This is a genomic window from Candidatus Hydrogenedentota bacterium (assembly GCA_013359265.1).
Classification (GTDB): domain Bacteria; phylum Hydrogenedentota; class Hydrogenedentia; order Hydrogenedentales; family SLHB01; genus JABWCD01.
The window spans coordinates 1-16,851 of record JABWCD010000029.1 but is presented as its reverse complement, the minus strand read 5'-3'; the positions used below and the strand labels follow the sequence as shown (position 1 = coordinate 16,851).

The 16,851-nt window shown below is 61.2% G+C and carries 13 protein-coding genes; 7 read left to right on the top strand and 6 right to left on the bottom strand.

The window, feature by feature from the left end:
• The first annotated feature begins 165 nt into the window (after positions 1–165).
• On the top strand, positions 166–1,161 hold the full coding sequence (locus tag HUU46_21195) for a cobalamin-independent methionine synthase II family protein (GenBank protein NUM56164.1): 996 nt from the start codon (positions 166–168) through the stop codon (positions 1,159–1,161).
• A 112-nt stretch (positions 1,162–1,273) separates the two neighbouring features.
• Positions 1,274–3,256, top strand: a complete 1,983-nt coding sequence (locus tag HUU46_21190; protein ID NUM56163.1) for a hypothetical protein — start codon at positions 1,274–1,276, stop codon at positions 3,254–3,256.
• Between the two features lie 66 nt (positions 3,257–3,322).
• On the opposite strand, the gene HUU46_21185 is transcribed toward HUU46_21190, so the two are convergent.
• Positions 3,323–4,876: an MFS transporter gene (locus tag HUU46_21185; protein NUM56162.1), complete on the bottom strand. Its 1,554-nt coding sequence runs from the start codon at positions 4,874–4,876 to the stop codon at positions 3,323–3,325.
• Positions 4,877–5,124: 248 nt separating this feature from the next.
• Here HUU46_21185 and HUU46_21180 point away from each other — a divergent pair, with 248 nt between their 5' ends.
• From HUU46_21180 to HUU46_21160, 5 genes are all read left to right on the top strand, one after another.
• Positions 5,125–5,889: a crotonase/enoyl-CoA hydratase family protein gene (locus tag HUU46_21180; protein NUM56161.1), complete on the top strand. Its 765-nt coding sequence runs from the start codon at positions 5,125–5,127 to the stop codon at positions 5,887–5,889.
• 3 nt (positions 5,890–5,892) lie between these two features.
• Positions 5,893–7,119: a Tm-1-like ATP-binding domain-containing protein gene (locus tag HUU46_21175; protein ID NUM56160.1), complete on the top strand. Its 1,227-nt coding sequence runs from the start codon at positions 5,893–5,895 to the stop codon at positions 7,117–7,119.
• A gap of 71 nt (positions 7,120–7,190) precedes the next feature.
• The gene (locus HUU46_21170) at positions 7,191–7,604 is read left to right on the top strand and encodes a cupin domain-containing protein (protein ID NUM56159.1); all 414 of its coding nucleotides are present in this window, start codon (positions 7,191–7,193) and stop codon (positions 7,602–7,604) included.
• 36 nt (positions 7,605–7,640) lie between these two features.
• Complete coding sequence (locus HUU46_21165; GenBank protein NUM56158.1) at positions 7,641–8,225, top strand: hypothetical protein; 585 nt, start codon at positions 7,641–7,643, stop codon at positions 8,223–8,225.
• Between the two features lie 484 nt (positions 8,226–8,709).
• Positions 8,710–9,258, top strand: coding sequence for a GNAT family N-acetyltransferase (locus HUU46_21160; protein NUM56157.1), 549 nt, complete (start codon positions 8,710–8,712; stop codon positions 9,256–9,258).
• A 36-nt stretch (positions 9,259–9,294) separates the two neighbouring features.
• Here the strand turns inward: HUU46_21160 and HUU46_21155 are convergent, their stop codons facing one another.
• The 5 genes from HUU46_21155 to HUU46_21135 all read right to left on the bottom strand — a co-directional run bounded on the left by HUU46_21155 (position 9,295) and on the right by HUU46_21135 (position 16,612).
• Positions 9,295–10,656: an ABC transporter permease gene (locus HUU46_21155; protein NUM56156.1), complete on the bottom strand. Its 1,362-nt coding sequence runs from the start codon at positions 10,654–10,656 to the stop codon at positions 9,295–9,297.
• A complete protein-coding gene (locus tag HUU46_21150) occupies positions 10,640–11,284 on the bottom strand; it encodes an ABC transporter ATP-binding protein (GenBank protein NUM56155.1) in 645 nt (214 codons plus the stop codon). The genes HUU46_21155 and HUU46_21150 overlap by 17 nt, the downstream gene beginning before the upstream one ends.
• A gap of 56 nt (positions 11,285–11,340) precedes the next feature.
• Positions 11,341–13,446 (bottom strand): HlyD family efflux transporter periplasmic adaptor subunit, encoded by a 2,106-nt coding sequence (locus HUU46_21145; GenBank protein NUM56154.1) that lies wholly within the window; start codon positions 13,444–13,446, stop codon positions 11,341–11,343.
• On the bottom strand, positions 13,424–15,364 hold the full coding sequence (locus tag HUU46_21140; GenBank protein NUM56153.1) for a TolC family protein: 1,941 nt from the start codon (positions 15,362–15,364) through the stop codon (positions 13,424–13,426). Before HUU46_21140 ends, HUU46_21145 begins: the two co-directional genes overlap by 23 nt.
• 243 nt (positions 15,365–15,607) lie before the next feature.
• Positions 15,608–16,612, bottom strand: coding sequence for an aspartate-semialdehyde dehydrogenase (locus HUU46_21135; GenBank protein NUM56152.1), 1,005 nt, complete (start codon positions 16,610–16,612; stop codon positions 15,608–15,610).
• Between the last annotated feature and the right edge of the window lie 239 nt (positions 16,613–16,851).

Sequence of the window (16,851 nt, the reverse complement as noted above, 5' to 3'; positions counted from 1 at the left end):
CATGGCTGAATGCTACCGGGCACTCGGGCGCCATGAAGAGTCACGGGAATGCTTGAAGTTGGCAAGAAGTGCCAGGCACCAGAAGTGCCATTCGAATTGGGGTTAGAATTTAAGGCAGAAGATCGCCGCGCGCAGTATTCGCATCAACGTCGAAAGAGGGCAGACATGATCAAAACTACCGTAGTAGGAAGTTATCCCGTCCCCGACTGGCTCCAGGCGAACCCGAGCGAGCAGGCCGTCATCGATGCCACCCGCGTCGTCTTCAAAATTCAGGAAGATGCCGGCATCGACGTGATCGCCGACGGCGAGCTCTATCGATACGACGTCAATCATCCCGACACCAACGGCATGATCGATTACTTCGTGCGCCCGCTCGCAAACGTCCGCTCGAACGTGTCGCGATCGGACATCGCAAAGTTTCACAGCGACCGGCAAATGGCGTTTCGCGCGAAGCCCGCGGGCGTCGTGGATGGCCCCATTGGCGAGGGCACGCTGAACCTCGCGCTCGATTACGAACGCGCCCGCGCGCTCACAAAGTCCGCGATGAAGTTCACCGTCACCGGCCCGCACATGCTGGGCAAGACGCTGCTCGACAACCATTACGGCGATCGCGAGGCGCTGTGCAACGCAATCGCCGACGTACTCGCCTCGCAAGTCTCGGAGATTTATCCCGAGGTCGTGCAACTCGACGAAGCGAACATCCCCGGCCACCCCGAAGACGCATCGTGGGCCGTGCACTGCATCAACCGCGTGCTCGACGCAGTCAAAACGACGCCCGCCGTCCATCTCTGCTTCGGCAACTACGGCGGCCAGTCCGTGCAGAGCGGCGACTGGCAGAACCTCATCGATTTCCTCGGCGCACTCCACGCGGACCACGTCCTGCTCGAGGTCGTGCACCAGCACTCGTGGGAACTTCCCCACCTCAAGCGGATAAACCCAAAAGTAAAGATCGGCCTTGGCGTCGTGGACATCAAATCAAACGTCGTCGAAACGCCCGACCAGATCGCCCAGCGCATCGAAGACGCAACCGAAGCCCTCGGCGAAGACCGCATCGCGTATATCAATCCCGACTGCGGCTTCTGGATGCTCAAGCGCTCCGTCGCCGACCGCAAAATCCGAGCGCTGGTGCAGGGCCGCGACTTGTTTGAGGGGCGGACGTGACAAGTCGGCTCGGGAATTACAGCATTCTCTTCGTGCTCGTGCTCGTAATCGTGCTCGTAATCGTAATCGATCCTTCGAATTCGTCCGGGCAATAAAGCTGAGGAACCTCATCATGTTAGTCTCACCGCAAACGCGTGCTATCTGTCTCTGCTGCTTCGGGGCCATTGTGGTGATGCCCGGCTACGCCCAAACAAACGTCCTATCCGAACCCGACAAACCCGCCCAAATGATGGAAACCTATCTCCGCGCAAAGACCGTCGAAGCGTTCGACCGCCGTGCGGAGGCGTACGAGAAGATCAAAACGCCGGAGGATTGTGCAGCGCACCAGCAGCGCATCCGCGATTTCTTCGTGCAGCAGTTGGGCGGGTGGCCGGAGAAAACGCCGCTCAACCCGCGCATCGTCGACACGCTCGATCGCGGCGCGTACACGATTGAAAAAGTCATTTACGAAAGCCGGCCGCAGTTCTACGTCACCGCGCTGATGTACCTCCCGAAATCGAAACCGCCCTACCCCGCCGTGCTTTTCCCCTGCGGACACGACCCGAACGGCAAAGCGGGCGAGGCGTATCAGCGCGCGTGCGCGTTCCTCGCCGCAAACGGAATCGCCGTCCTCTGCTACGACCCGATCGGGCAAGCCGAACGTTCGCAGTTGCTCGACGAAAACGGCAAGCAGAAATACAACTCGACCATCGAGCACACGCTCGTCACCGTCTCGTGCATTCCGCTCGGCACAAACGTCGCCGCGTTCCGCATCTGGGACGGTATCCGCGGCATCGACTATCTGCAAAGCCGCGACGACATCATCAAGGACAAAATTGGCTGCACCGGCAACTCCGGCGGCGGCACCTTGACAACGTACATCTCCGCGCTCGACGACCGCGTCTACTGCGCCGCGCCGAGCTGTTACATCACGTCACTAAAAGACCTCATCCTCAAGGACGGCCCGCACGACGGCGAGCAGTGCATCGCAGGCCAACTCGCGTTCGGCATGGACCACGGCGACTACCTCATGGCGCGCGCGCCGAAACCCACGATGGTGCTCTGCGCCACGCGCGATTTCTTCCCGATCAACGGCGTGTGGGACACGTACCGCGTGACGAAACGGTTCTACACGCGGCTCGGCTATCCCGAACGCCTCGAAATCGCCGAGGCCGACGAGGAACACGGCTACACGCCGCTACTGCGCCAGGCGATGGTCCGCTGGATGAAGCGATGGCTCCTCAGCGTCGACGACACTGTCACCGAACCGGACGTGACGATACTCGCCGACGACGAAGCGCAGGTAACCACCGAAGGCCAGGTGCTCAAAATCGCCGGCGCGCGTTCCGTGTGGGACATCAACAGCGACCTCGCCGATCAGCTCGCCGAGCAACGCATAGCCGCGCGCGCGACCGAATCGGAAGAGTCCTTGCTGGCGAAGGTGCGTGAGATTACCGGTATTCGCCCGCTCTCTGTCCTCGCAGCGCCCCAATCCAAGACCGTCGCGACAGCGCGGCAGCAGGGTTACGCGGTCGAAAGCTACGAATTGATTCCCGAGCCCGGCCTCGTAATTCCCGCGATCCTGTACGTCCCGGACGGCGCGCCGGTGAAGGCGGTGCTCTACGTTGCGCAGGAGGGAAAGGCATCGGTTGCGCCGCAATGCGAAGCGCTCGCGAGGCAAGGCGCGCTCGTACTCGCGATCGATTTGCCCGACACGGGCGAAACCAAATCAAGCTGGTCGCACGGCGACGAATGGGAGAAGTTCTTCGGGCCAAGCTACAAAGCCGTCATGCTTGCCTACCAACTTGACCGGCCGATCCTGACCATGTGGGCGGAAAACATCCAAACGTGCGCGCGTTTCCTGCGCGGCCTGCCCGAAAGCGACGACAGTCTGGTCGATCTCATTGCCGTTGGGACGACCGGCCCCGCCGCGCTGCACGCTGTCGCGCTCGATTCGGACAAGACCATTCGGTCCCTTGAATTAGTCAATGCGCCCGAATCGTGGGACACTGCGGTCCGCACGCCGGAAGGTCAGGGCCAATTCATCACGAGCGTCCACGGCGCATTGCGGACGTACGATTTGAGCGATCTGAAGTCATTCGCTAAGTCCGAATAGGACCCATACGTCCTATTTGTCCCATTGTTCACGGTGCTGTCATAGCCCCTATTATCGACTCTGAAGCTACTCCGTCTCTCGCCTCCGCTGCCTCCATTGCTTCAGCGTGCCGAACGGAAAATTGATCACCTGGCGCATACCCGCGACGGTAGACACCTGCCGCGCCATGCGCCGCATTTGCAGCATCAACTCCTGCCGCACGACCGCTTCCTCGACTTCGCCCTCTTCCCGCACAGCAAGCAGGCGATGGATCGCTATCGCGCCAAACACCGCCGCGAGCAGGAACACGTAGTCGAGGCCCTGCAAATCGACGGTTGGCACGTCGAACCGCGCCGCACCCGTCACGGTATCGATTCCGCGCAGCATGATTTGCAACTCGAACCGCTCGCAGTAATCGCCGACCAGCCCCGCCGCAACCGGCGCGATCGTCGCCATCACACCGGAAATTAGCGCGTTCACGGCGAGATACGCCGTCGCCTTGCCGTACGGCGCCGCTTTGAACGCGAGATTGCTCGTGCACAGCGTCACCCCCGCCGTCGAAATCCCGGCGAGCACGTGTATCGCGATGAGCAACGGAATCGTCAGGAAGTACGCGTCGGGCATCGTCGTAAACGGCCACACCAGAAACGTCACGATGAACAGCGGGCCCGAAACCGTCAACACCGACTTGTTCGAATACCGGTCCGCGAGACGTCCCCACACGCGAAAGAAGAGCACATTCACCATCTGACTTAACACCGACAGCCCGATCACCCACACCATGCTCATCTCGAGTTTGCGGATCATATACACCGCGAAGAACGGCGCTGCGAAATTCACCGCGAAGTTCCACCACGCAAGAAAGATCAGCACCGAGCGGAATGTCGCATCCCGCAGTGGCTGCCTCAGTATTTCGCGCACGGTCGCGCCGGACTGCACCGGCATTTCCGGCTCGGGCATCCGTGCGATGAAGAAAAGGCTTACCACCGCGGACACCGCCGCGATCACGAATATCCCCGTGTACGCGCCAATCGGCGACCCGTAATGCTGTTTGCCCATGTCAACCGCGATCGCGCCGGCAACGCTGAGCACCGCGCCAATGAACGTGGCCAGTGCCATCCGCTTGGCGAAGAACGTCCCGAACACGGGCGTCGGCACCAAGTCGCGCACCCACGAATTCCACGCGCAGTTCGTCAAGTTACCCGTCGCGAAATGCACGAACAGCAACACGAGGAACGACGGAATCCAATATTCGCGCGGCACAACCCACGGCGCCAGCGCGATGAAAAACCACGTCATCCGGCTTACCGCCGCCGCGTACAGCGTCAGCAGTTTGCGCTTGCGGTATCGTTCGATGAGCACGATAGACGGCAGTTGCAGAATCTGCGCGAGCGGGCCCGCCGCGGCGATTACGCCCACGACTGCGTTTGACGCGCCGAGCGCCAGCGCAAACCCCACAAGGAACGCCCCCGTCGTCAGGATCGCCAACACCGTCACAAACGCCGCGTCATACAGCATCATGCGCATGCCGAGCCGGATGTCGTCTTCGGATAGCGATTCTTTTGGATGAAAGTACGTCATGTCGAGTGGTGAGCGTCCTGCATCAGCGCGGATTGCGTTCGGATGCGAAAGTACCTTCAATTCACATCCCCCTGAATCCCCCTTCAATTCACATCCCCCTGAATCCCCCTTCAAAGGGGGACTTAATACGAAGCGAATGACGTCGCATTGACTTCTTAAGTCCCCCTTTGAAGGGGGATTCAGGGGGATGTGGCTTCAGCGCGCACAAACTTGCCGTAGTGTAGCAATTCTTGAACTGTCTTGCCCAAACAAACATTCGCCGATCTGCGCGTGCTATAGTCTTTGGCATTAACGGTAGGTATCACGCCATGTCCGTCACCATCGAGAAAAATGGCCCGGTCACCACGGTTATCCTCTCGCGGCCCGAACGCCGCAACGCTGTCGACCGGGAAACCGCACAGGCGCTGTCGGACGCGTTCGCCGCGTTCGACTCCGATCCCGGCGCCTCTGTCGGCGTGCTCTACGGCGATCACGGCCAGTTCTGCGCGGGAGCGGACTTGAAGGCAATCGCCGCGGGCAATCCAAATAATCTGAGCGAAGACGGGGACGGCCCGATGGGCCCCTCGCGCACGCTGCTCTCTAAGCCCGTCATCGCGGCAATCGAAGGCCACGCCGTCGCCGGCGGGCTCGAACTCGCGCTATGGTGCGACCTGCGCGTCGCCAGCGAGACCGCCGTGCTCGGCGTATACTGCCGCCGTTGGGGCGTGCCGCTCATCGACGGCGGCACCGTGCGCCTGCCGCGCCTCGTCGGCCTTGGTCATGCGCTCGATCTCATCCTCACCGGACGCGGCGTGTCCGCGCAGGAAGCGTTGGTAATGGGCCTCGTCAACCGCGTCGCGCCCGCGGGTCACGCGCGAGACGCCGCCGAAACGCTCGCGCACGACCTCGCGCAGTTCCCACAGGTGTGCATGCGCGGCGACCGCCTCTCCGCGTATCAGCAATTCGATCTCACATTGCCCCAAGCCTTGGCAAACGAATTTCGCCACGGGCTGCGCTCTCTGGAAGCCGATTCGCTCGCCGGCGCGCAGAAGTTCGCGTCCGGCGCAGGACGGCACGGATCGTTTTCGGGCTAACGCATGAGCAAGACCATCCTCATCATCGGCGCGTTCGACACAAAGGGCGAGGAATTCGCCTTCCTGCGGCAGCGCGTGCTCGGGCGTGGTTTCCCCGTGTTGACGATGAACGTCGGCGTGCTCGGCACGACGGACAAGTTCCCCGTGGACATCGAGGCAGGCCTTGTCGCGCAGGCGGGCGGCAGCGACATCGATACGTTGCGGAAGAAAAACGATCGCGGCGAGGCGATGAAAGTTATGGCCGCGGGTGCGCCGGTCATTTTGCGACAATATTTCGACGCGAAAAAGTTCGACGGCGTCATCGGCATGGGCGGTACCGGCGGGACGTCAGTGATTACCGCCGCCATGCGCGCGCTGCCAATCGGCGTCCCAAAAGTCTGCATCTCCACCGCCGCGGGCGCCGACGTGTCTGCCTACGTCGGCACGTCGGACATCGTATTGTTCCCGTCCATAGTCGACGTCGCCGGCTTGAACCGAATTTCCCGCGTGATTATCTCGCGCGCCGCGGGCGCCATCTGCGGCATGACCGAGGTCTGGCCACCGCCCGCGAAGGACAGCAAACCGATTATCGCTGCGAGCATGTTCGGCAACACGACCGAATGCGTGAACGCGTGCAGCGCCGCGCTCAGCGAAAAGGGCTACGAAGTCCTCGTCTTCCACGCGATCGGTACCGGTGGCCGCACGATGGAATCGCTCGTGCGCGACGGTCTCGTCGAGGCCGTGCTCGATATCACGACAACCGAATGGGCCGACGAACTGTGCGGCGGCGTGTTCAGCGCAGGTCCGGACCGCCTCAGCGCGCCCGGTGAAGTTGGCATCCCGCACCTAATCGTCCCCGGCTGCGTCGACATGGTGAACTTCGGCCCAATGGGTACGGTGCCGCAAAAGTACCGCGACGATCACCGCCGCTTCTACGAATGGAACCCGTCCGTCACGCTGATGCGCACGAATGCCGAAGAAAACGCCGCCATCGGCCGTGTCTTCGCCGAAAAAGCCAACGCTGCAAAAGGCCCGGTCGCCTTCCTGCTGCCTCTGCGCGGCGTCTCCATCCTTGACGGCGACAACCAACCCTTCTGCGATCGCGCTGCCGACGCCGCCTGCTTCGACGCGATTCGTAAGAATGTCCGCTCCGAAATTCCGGTAATCGAAATCGACGCAAATATCAATGACGCCGCGTTTTCGAATAAGTCCGTTGAACTGTTGCTTCAACTGATCGGGCAGAAGCCGTAGACTCTAATTCGCTCGTTTAGGTCGTTTAGGTCCGTTTGGTCCTTTGTATCGCCGAAGAAGGAATCCTCACCATGCCCAACACCGTCCGCACCTTCATCGAACCCGCCGACGTGGAAACCCAGGTCTTCGACTGGGGCCGCCTCTCCTGGCTCTCCGAACCGCGCGTCACCGGCACCGATCGCTTTAGCGCCGGCCTCGTCGTGCTCAACCCCGGCATGGGCCACGTCCGCCACAACCACCCCGGCGTTGAAGAAATCCTCTACGTCATCGAAGGTAAAGGCATCCAGATGGTCGAAGTCGACGGCAAACCGGTCGAACAGGAAGTCACCCCCGGCGTCCTCGTCCACATCCCCCCGGACATCTACCACTCCACCGTCAACACCGGCGACGGCCCCATGAAACTTATCGCCATCTACTCGCCCCCCGGCCCCGAAGCGCTACTGCGCCAGATGGAAGGTGTAAGCATCGAACCGCCGCAAAGGTAGTTGCGACACATGGCCTAGCCAGGAAGCAAGCAGCCAATGTTCATCTTTTGGCCAAGCATGTTGCCCGCGAAGATTACGCTCGCAATACTTGCAGGCATTGTCTTGACGGCAACAATCGTTGCTCAACGGAAGCGCCGCAAGGGGACGAGAGTATTCGCCTTCGGCGCCTTCATCGCGATTGTTGTATTCATTCCGTGCTGCATCGTCGTGCAGAAGTTTACCGACCCCTATCAATTGGGTGTCTTCGTGCACCAAGACTATCACGACGTCCGATGCGACTTCGCAAGAATATTCCTTCCGGAAACCGCGACCGATATTACGGTTGACCAGCAAATTAACAGACACGTGGCAAAGTTTGTTATCAGCAAGCCTCAAGTCGAGGCGTGGCTTGACCAGCAGTGGGCAACGCGCGGTAAACAGTCGATCAAGCCCCGCGCGTCAAAGAACGAACACCGCGAATTGGGACCGGAATGGTGGGTCGAACGAGCCCGCGAATTGGGTTGGCAAGTTCCGTCCGATCTGGTCGCATACGATGGCCCTTTCTGGCAAAGTGGCGCCAGCGCCACGATATTCTTCAGTGAGTCCGAAGGGTTCGCGTACCAAGTCGCCTACTATTGGTAATACTGGAAAAGCTTACCATCGTTGGATTGTGACGGAGACAACCGGTTTCGGGCTGCACAGCGGTACAACTGGAGAAACCGCAAATAAATCTCAGGCAAATTGCATTGAGCCAAAGATAAGCGCCGATGACTTGACGCTTTTTCGTGATTCACCGCAGGACGTGGCGCGATTGCCCTGCCGAAAAAACCATTGACGCCGTCACGCACTCGTGTTAGTTTGATCCGTGCAGGGCTGTTGGATACCCGTTCTTCGAGAATTCACACGGAAACGTGTGGGAGGAGGTTAACTCTATGGCTTTGCCTACGGATACCTTCTGGGGGAAAATCCGCACTTTACTCGGCATCGCGAGCATTGTCCGGAACCTCGTCAGCGAAATCTTCGGCACCGGAAATCCGGGTAAGTAACCTCCGGCACGATTCCCGTGCAGGGCTTCAGTCACAGGTCGGCCGGCCCCGAGGACGTGCCGCTCTGCGTGGAAATCTGCATGCTGGCCGCCGGTGAGGCCCTTGATCGCTGCTTCGGCGGCTTGCGCGACAACCTATCCACCCGCGACGCGCTCTCCCACCTGTGCCGCGCGGAGACGACCCTGTACTCGTGGAAGCATTTCCACATCGGCAGCATGGACGGCGTCCCAGCAGGCGGCGTCTGCATGGTGCCGGTGGACGGACTCGGCCCACTGGTCGACGCCGTTCCGGATGTGCTTCGCCTCGACTGCCGCATCGGCGCCACGGGACTCCTTCGGCTGCTGGCGCGCGCCTTGCGGATCGGCTTCGGGCGCGGTGGAGACGAGTTCCCGGCGGGCGGCATCTTCATGCCATTCGGGGCGGTCTTTCCCGCGCATCAAGGCAAAGGCGTCGGTACCGCGGCATTTCTCGCCATACTGGAAATCGCGCGCGCCATGGGCGGAACAGCGCTGTGCTGCCGCCCGCCGAAATCCAACGTCGCGATGATGCGCGTCCTGCACGCGCTGAACTTTGAACCGGTTCCGTCCAAACGCGTTTCCGCGTTCCAGGTCATGGCGCTGCATCTATAGCCAAGATTCAGTGCCGCCGTTTCCGCCTGCGGCGCGCTACTCGTGCCGCAGGGCCTCGACGGGGTCCATGTTCGCGGCGCGCATGGCGGGGTAGATGCCGAAGACGACGCCGACGAGCGCGGAGATCGTAAAGGCGACGAACGGCGACCAGAACGTCACGATCGTCTTCAGTTCCGCGAAGTACGTAATCACGAACGGAATCGCCAGCCCCAGCGCGACGCCGATCACCCCGCCAATCGCCGAGAGCAGGACCGTCTCCACCAGGAACTGCATCACAATATCGCGCTTCTTCGCGCCGAGCGCGCGGCGGATGCCGATTTCGCGCGTGCGTTCGGTGACCGTTGCGAGCATGATGTTCATGATCCCGATGCCACCCACGAGCAGCGATATCGCCGCGATGGCGCCGAGCACGATATTAAAAATACGCTTCGTACGTTCCGCCTGCCGCAACAAATCGAGCGGCACAATAATGTCGTAGTCCTTCTTCTTGTGGTTGCGTTCCATCAGTTCCGCGATGATGTGCCACGTTTCGACCACGTCCTCGATATTCTTCACCTTGACGGTCGCCTCGTGCAGTTCAACGCGCTCCGCCGAAAACGACCCGCTCGATCGCTGCACCAGCGTTTCGCCGAAGCGGTCCTTCGCCGCGCTCAGCGGGATGTACATCTCGAACGGCGCGCCGGAACCGCTGTTCGCCTTTGCTGCATCCTGGTTGGGTAATTCGCCTAACCCGCCCGTAGTCCCCGCCGCTTGGCGCGCTTTCGGTTCCATTACGCCGATCACGGTGTAGTAGTCGCCATCGATGCGGACCGTGCGCCCCATCGGATCGTCTATCGGGAAAAGCGCGTCAGGCAGGCCATCGCCCAATACGCACACGTTGATGCTGTCGTCGATTTCCTCGTCCGTGAAGAAGCGCCCGCGCGCGATGTGGTGGTTCCGCATCTCCTGGTACCACGGCACCGTGCCGACGATATCGCAGTCCACGCGTTGCACGCCGTTCCACACGTCCTTCCGGATGTTCCGGCTCGGCACGAGAATCTCCACGCTCGGTATCGTCATCTTGATGCGGTCGATATCGTCGTATGTCAGCCCGTACTCGACAACATACGTGCGCTCCGTGGTCGTGCGCCGCTCCTCGGGCGGTTTTACGCTGCGCACGATAATATTGTTGCTGCCCAACCGCCGAATTTGCTCCTGCGCTTCGAAGCTCAGGCCTTCGCCAATCGCCAACATCGCAATCACCGAGCACACGCCGAACACGATGCCGAGCACCGTAAGCAGCGATCGCAGCTTGCGCAGCCACAAGCTCTTCACGCCCAACTGCGTCGTACGCACCAGGCGCTGCGCCGTCGTCACGCCGAGCAGCGCGCGAATCCACGAGTTAGTTGCGGCGTTCATCGCGTTCCACCACGCCGTCCCGCAGCCGAATTACCCGCTGCGCGCGGGCCGACACTTCATCGGAGTGCGTGACCATGATCAGGGTCTTGCCCTGTTTGTGCAGGTCGTCGAACACATTGAGGATATCGGAGCCCGACGTCGAATCGAGGTTGCCCGTCGGTTCGTCCGCGAGGATGATCAGCGGATCGTTCGCGAGCGCGCGCGCTACTGCCACGCGCTGCTGTTGCCCGCCGGACAACTCGTATGGCCGGTGCTCGAGCCGATCGCCCAAGCCGACCCGCGTGGCCAGTTCGGTGGCAATCGCGCGGCTCTCGTCGTCCGGCCGCCCCTGGTAATACAGCGGCACTTCAATGTTTTCGAGTACGTTGAGTTGCTGAATCAGGTTGTACGATTGAAACACGAACCCGATCCGCATCCCGCGAATGGACGACAGCGCGTCGTCGTCGAGCGTCGAAACGTCCTCCCCGCCGAGGATGTACTGTCCGTTGCTGGGCCGATCGAGACAGCCAAGCAGATTGAGCAGCGTCGACTTCCCGCAGCCCGACGGCCCCATGATCGTGATGTATTCGCCCTGACGAAAATCAAGCGATACGCCGCGCAGCGCCTCGACCTCCACCAGGCCCATCATATACCGCTTACGGACGTCGACGATCTGTGCGATGATGTCGCCCACGATTCGGTCCGTTACGCGGCGGATGGCGCGCCGCCCTCGCTGGGTTGTGGCGCTTCCTGCCGCTCTTCTTCCTCGTCTTCTTCGCCGCTATCCGATCTTTCTACCTGCGACGTGGGCGCGCGCAGGTACACGCGATCGCCTTCCTCGATGCCGTTCTTAATCTCGATGAACGCGTTGTTGAACTGGCCCGTCTCGACTTCGCGCTCTACCTCCCGGCCCAGCGCGTCCGCAACGTAGACCACCCGTTTGCTTCCCTTCGGGTGCACCGCGTTGATCGGCACGTACACGACGTTCTTGAGTTCATCGACCATAATTTCCACGTCCGCGGTCATGCTCGGCTTGAGCCGTTCATAGGTCCCGCTGATTGCCACGGTCGCCGGATACAGCTTCATGTCCGGGTTCATCCAACGCGAACTTGAATCGGGGATTACCGAAATCTTCACGACCTCGCCGACCAATTCCTCGTCCCGGAACGATTCGAGCTTGATCTTCGCCTTCTGCCCAACCTTGATTTTGTCGATGTTCGACTCGTGCACTTTCACGCGCACGGCCATCTGCGTCATGTCCGGAATCGTGATAATCTCCTGCCGCTCGTACACCGTCGCGCCTTCTTCGATCGGCTCGCGGTTGCGCCAGGGTTCGTCACTGCCGCCGTACACCACGAGGCCCGGGCGTTCTGCGACCACGGTGCACGCCGCAAGCTGGTCCTCAAGCTCCTTCTTCCGTTCCGTACGCAGTGCGAAGCTGGCCTCGCTCGATTTCTTGCGCGCCTCGGACTGCGCCTGCTTGGCCACGGCCTGCTTCATCGTGCGCTCCATCGCACGAATAGCCTCCTCGTATGCGGAAAGCAGCTTCTCCGCTTCCTTCGGGAATTCGTACTTCACGAACAGGTCCCGCGCCGTCTCCGCCGAATCGCGGTTCACGGTCTGCTTCTTGACGCTCATCTCATCGTTGTCGAGTTCCTGCTTCGTCACGAAATTCTTCTCGGCAAGTTTGCGCGTTCCCGTCAGTTTCGTTTCCGACAATAATAAGTCGCCTTCGGCCAGAAGCCGGTCGCTCTCGAGCTTGCGCAGTTTTTGCTGCGCCTCCCCGTCGCCCAACGCGTCCGGTTTCGCGAACTTCGTGAAATCGATGTCCGGACGCCGTTCGGAGATCGCGATCGACGCCATGGCCGCCTTGGCCGTTTGCGTCGCGGCGATTTCCAGTTCGGCCGGCAAATCGCCGCCCTCCGTGCTGGATTCGGTGTCGGCGTTCGTCGCGGCGGCAGACTTGGCCTCCGTTTTCACTTCGGCCGTTTCCTTTTTTTCGGCCTTCGCATCGCCGCTTTGCTCCGAGGCCGCCTGCGCATTCCGAGTTGTGGAGCGTTCGTCGCGCTGGCCGCCCTCGCCTTCCGCTCGACGGCGGCGTCCGCCTTCACGGCGCTCTTCGTTCGCGGGCGACGGCGCTGCCGGCAGTTCCTCGTTCGAGATTTCGGGTACTTCCTTCGGCTCCACGCTGACCGGCTCGTTGATCACGAAACTCGCCTCGACGGCCTTGCGCAAGTCGTCGCTGATTTTCGCCACGTCGCTGCTGAGTCCGCGCTGCTTGAGAATCTCGTTGGCAATGTCCGCGCTGAGGTAGCGTTGCAGGTCCATCAGCGCAAACTTCGCGTCAAGCTCCGCCTTCTTGATATCGCTTTCGTTCTGCTTGACCGTGATCTCGTACTGCGCGTTCGATTCGGCATAGTCCGCGCGCGCGCTTTCGTACTGGATCATCTCCTGCGTCATCTTCTCGAGCAGCTCGGAGTTGTCCAACGTGACCAGCACTTTCTTGTTCGCCACGTCCTCGGGCGTAACCAAATAGCCGTCGTCAATGATGCTCAGGATTTTTGTCTCGCCCCGAATCTTCGACTTGATGGTTTGCGACTCGCGCGCCTCGACGTTCCCGCCCTCGGTGACCGTGATCTTCAGATCGCCGCGCGCCGCTGTAAACAGCGTGCCCGTCGAGGCTTCTTCAGTCCCGCCCCGCGTCAGCGTGTACAGGACAAGCACAACCAGCAGCGCGATGAGTACCTTGGCCCACCGCGTCCGCAGCATTCGGGCCAGGCGCGGGCGCCTATTGGGGTGTGGCTGGGACATCGTTTACTTCCTCCCACTGTCCGTTCTCTTTTATATAGAGAATTCCCATGTCGCGCCAGAATTCGAGCCGCGCAATCGTGTGGCGCACGATCGCGTCCGTGAGTTCGTTCTGCGCGCTGATGTAGTCGTTCTGTGCGTCCACCTGATCGATTGCGATCGCGCGGCCGATGTCCGCGCGAAGCGTTTGTTCCTCGACTCGGCGCGCGGAAAGCTCGAGCGCCAGCTTCCGGTTCTCGTAATTCCGTTTCGCCTGGTCAAGGTTTCGCCACGCCGCGCGCACGTCGAGCTTCACGCTGTCCTCCGCCAGGCTCAGCTCGCGCACCGCCCGGTCATAACCGATCAGCGTGGACCGGTACGCGTTGCGCTCCGCTTTGCGGTCGAGACCCAAATCCACGTCAAACCCCGCGCTCCACCGCGCGCGTTGGAAATCGAGTTCGTTGAACGTGTCGTCGCCAGGCACGCTGTCCGCCGAACCCGTTACCACGAGGTCCAAGTCCGGCAGCAATGCGTTCGAGGCAACCTTGATCCGCCGCTCTGAATCGTCCTTCTCGTCGCGCGTGTTGTACAGATCAAGCCGCGCCGCCAACGCAACCGCTACCGCATCTTCCGAGGCCAGCGCCGGATGGACCAGACCTCTCTCGTTCAAATCCGTCAATTCCAAATCGTCGAGAATAACGTTCGCGTCCGTCGACAACCCCAGCAGAATCTTGTACTGGTCGAGCGCCTGCCTGTAGTTGCGAATCGAATCCACCCACGAATTCTCGGCGTTCAATAGCGACTGCTCGATGCGGCCCAACGCGGATGTCGTTGTACGGTCCGCCTCGAACAACGCCCGCTCGCGGTCGACGGACCGCTGGAACGCCAGATAACCCTGATAGTTGTTCCGCGCGGCGTCCCGCGCCTGAAGCACGTTGTAATATCCCGACGCGACCTGGACCGCGAACTCCTGACGGAACCGCTGAAACGATCGAAGTTGATACAGCACGTCCCGCTCGGCCTGCGTCAGGAATTCCGCGTTCACGTCGCGCCCGCGCCCGCGCAGCAGCGGCTGCGTGATGCTGGCGACCAACGCAGACGACGTCTGCACGTTCGGATCGCCGGTAAGAAACCGGAGAAAGTTCGACGTAATCCCGACGGCTATCCGCGCGCCCCCTTTCAGCAGCAGGCTCACGCCAAGGCTCGCATCCCCCGATACGCTGCGCTCGTCGCGGATTTCGTTTTCCGGTTGGTTCAGGCCCGAAACGGTGAATGCCTCGTTCACGAGATTCGCGTAATCGTTCAACAGTTGCGCCGGCGTTCCCGAAAGCGCGCCAACCGCTTCCAGCGCCGCGATCGTCTGCGTATTCGTGGGAAGCCCAAGCTCCTGAAGTATGCCCGACGCGATGGGCGCCGCGGACAACGCCAACGACGCGTTGTTCCCCGCCTGAGCAATCAGCCCCGGTATGGCCTGCGCCGTCTCCCCCACGCCGTTCAGCTTCTGCACGTCGCGCGTCGTCCGGTTGTATTGCGCGGAACCGCCCGCGGCAAATATCGGCGCGAACTGGTGGCGATCCAGCGTGAGCGCCAGCGCCTGGAGATAAAGCAGTTCCTTCTGGTTCTGGTAGGTGCGGCTGTGCGTCACCGCGATGCGTAGCGCATCCTCCAGAGAAATGACCTGCGCCCCCGCCTCCGCCTTTCCCGCGTCGGCGAGGAACTCAGGTGAGGCTGAATCCGCGCCAAGCCCCTCAAGGGGGTCCGTTTCGTCCTGATCGATGGTAAAGTTCCCGGGAAGGCCGGGCACCTGCGGCGACTTCGCCTCGATGATCGAATAAACCTCTTTGTCCGCCCGGTTCTTGTATTGCGTGGTGGTGCAGCCAAGTCCGGCCAGGGCGGCAAGTGCCGCGGCGAGTGCCCGATATGTTGGGAATACGTACTTCATGGCGAAGGCGTCGCGGCCATACCCTCTACTACCCATACTACGTATGACCGCTTCCGCGGGTTGACGATCATGCTATGATCGATGCGTCGTTAAGCCGTTCCCCCGAAAGAGCTTAACCCATGCGCTGCGCTACTCGGGGCACAACGCAGTCCTATAGTAGCAGATTCGGCACAAAAAAACACTTGGCCGCGGACTCAAACCGCGGCCAAGCGTGAAACACCAAAAACCGGAAATCGTTGCAGCCTACAACCGCTCCGCGATCTGCACCGCGTTCAGCGCGGCGCCCTTGAGCAGGTTGTCCGACACAATCCACATCGCCAATCCATTCGGGTGCGACAGGTCCTCTCGGATACGGCCCACGAACGTCTCGCCGCGCCCCGCCGCATTGCACGCGAGGGGGTACACCTGTTTGGACGGCTCGTCCTGTACGACCACGCCCTCGGCCTTCTCGAGGATTGCGCTCGCCTCCGCCGGCGTCAGCTTCTTCTGCGTCTCGATGTTCACCGATTCGCTGTGCCCGGTATACACCGGCACGCGCACCGTCGTCGCGCACACGCGGATGCTCGGATCGCCCATGATCTTCTTGGTCTCGTTGACCATCTTCATTTCTTCGGACGTGTACCCATTGGCGCCGAACGCGTCACTCTGAGGAATCTGCGGAATGCAGTTGAACGCAATCTGGTGGGGGAACAACTTCGCTTCCGGCTTGCGTCCCTCGATCACCGCGCGCGTCTGATCCATCAATTCGTCCAGCGCCTTGATGCCCGCGCCGGACACCGCCTGGTACGTCGACACGATAACGCGCTCGACCTTCGCCGCGTCGTGCAAAGGTTTCAACACCACCACCATCTGAATCGTCGAGCAGTTCGGGTTCGCGATGATCCCCTGGTGCCACTTGATGTCGCCGGGGTTCACCTCCGGTACCACCAGCGGCACCTTCTCGTCCATGCGCCACGCACTGGAATTATCGACGACCACGCAGCCGTCCTTCGCAGCGAACGGCGAAAACTTCTTGCTCGTGCCGCCACCCGCGCTGAACAGCGCGATCTCGACCCCTTTGAACGACGTCTCCGTCAATTCCTCGACCGGCAGTTCCTCGCCCTTGAACGTGAGCTTCGTCCCCTTCGAGCGCGCCGACGCCAACAGCTTGATCGACTTCACGGGGAAATTGCGCTCCTCGAGCACGCGCATCATCTCGCGCCCAACGAGGCCGGTCGCACCGGCTACTGCCACGGTCTTCGGGGTCATCGTTCGAATCGTCCTATGGTTTGGTTTGTCAACAAAGTGTAGGGGCGCACCCCGCGCCCCCAAAAATCCACATCCCTATGCGCACAGCACTTCGCCTAGCCCAACTCGTGCTCGTGCTCGTGCTCGTGCTCGTGCTCGTGCTCGTGCTCGTGCTCGTGCTTCCATGAGAAGGTAAATCAACCTTGACCGGCGTGGCGGTCTTCCTTGTTGGGTCCGTATCCGTTTCGCCTTGCTTCCAT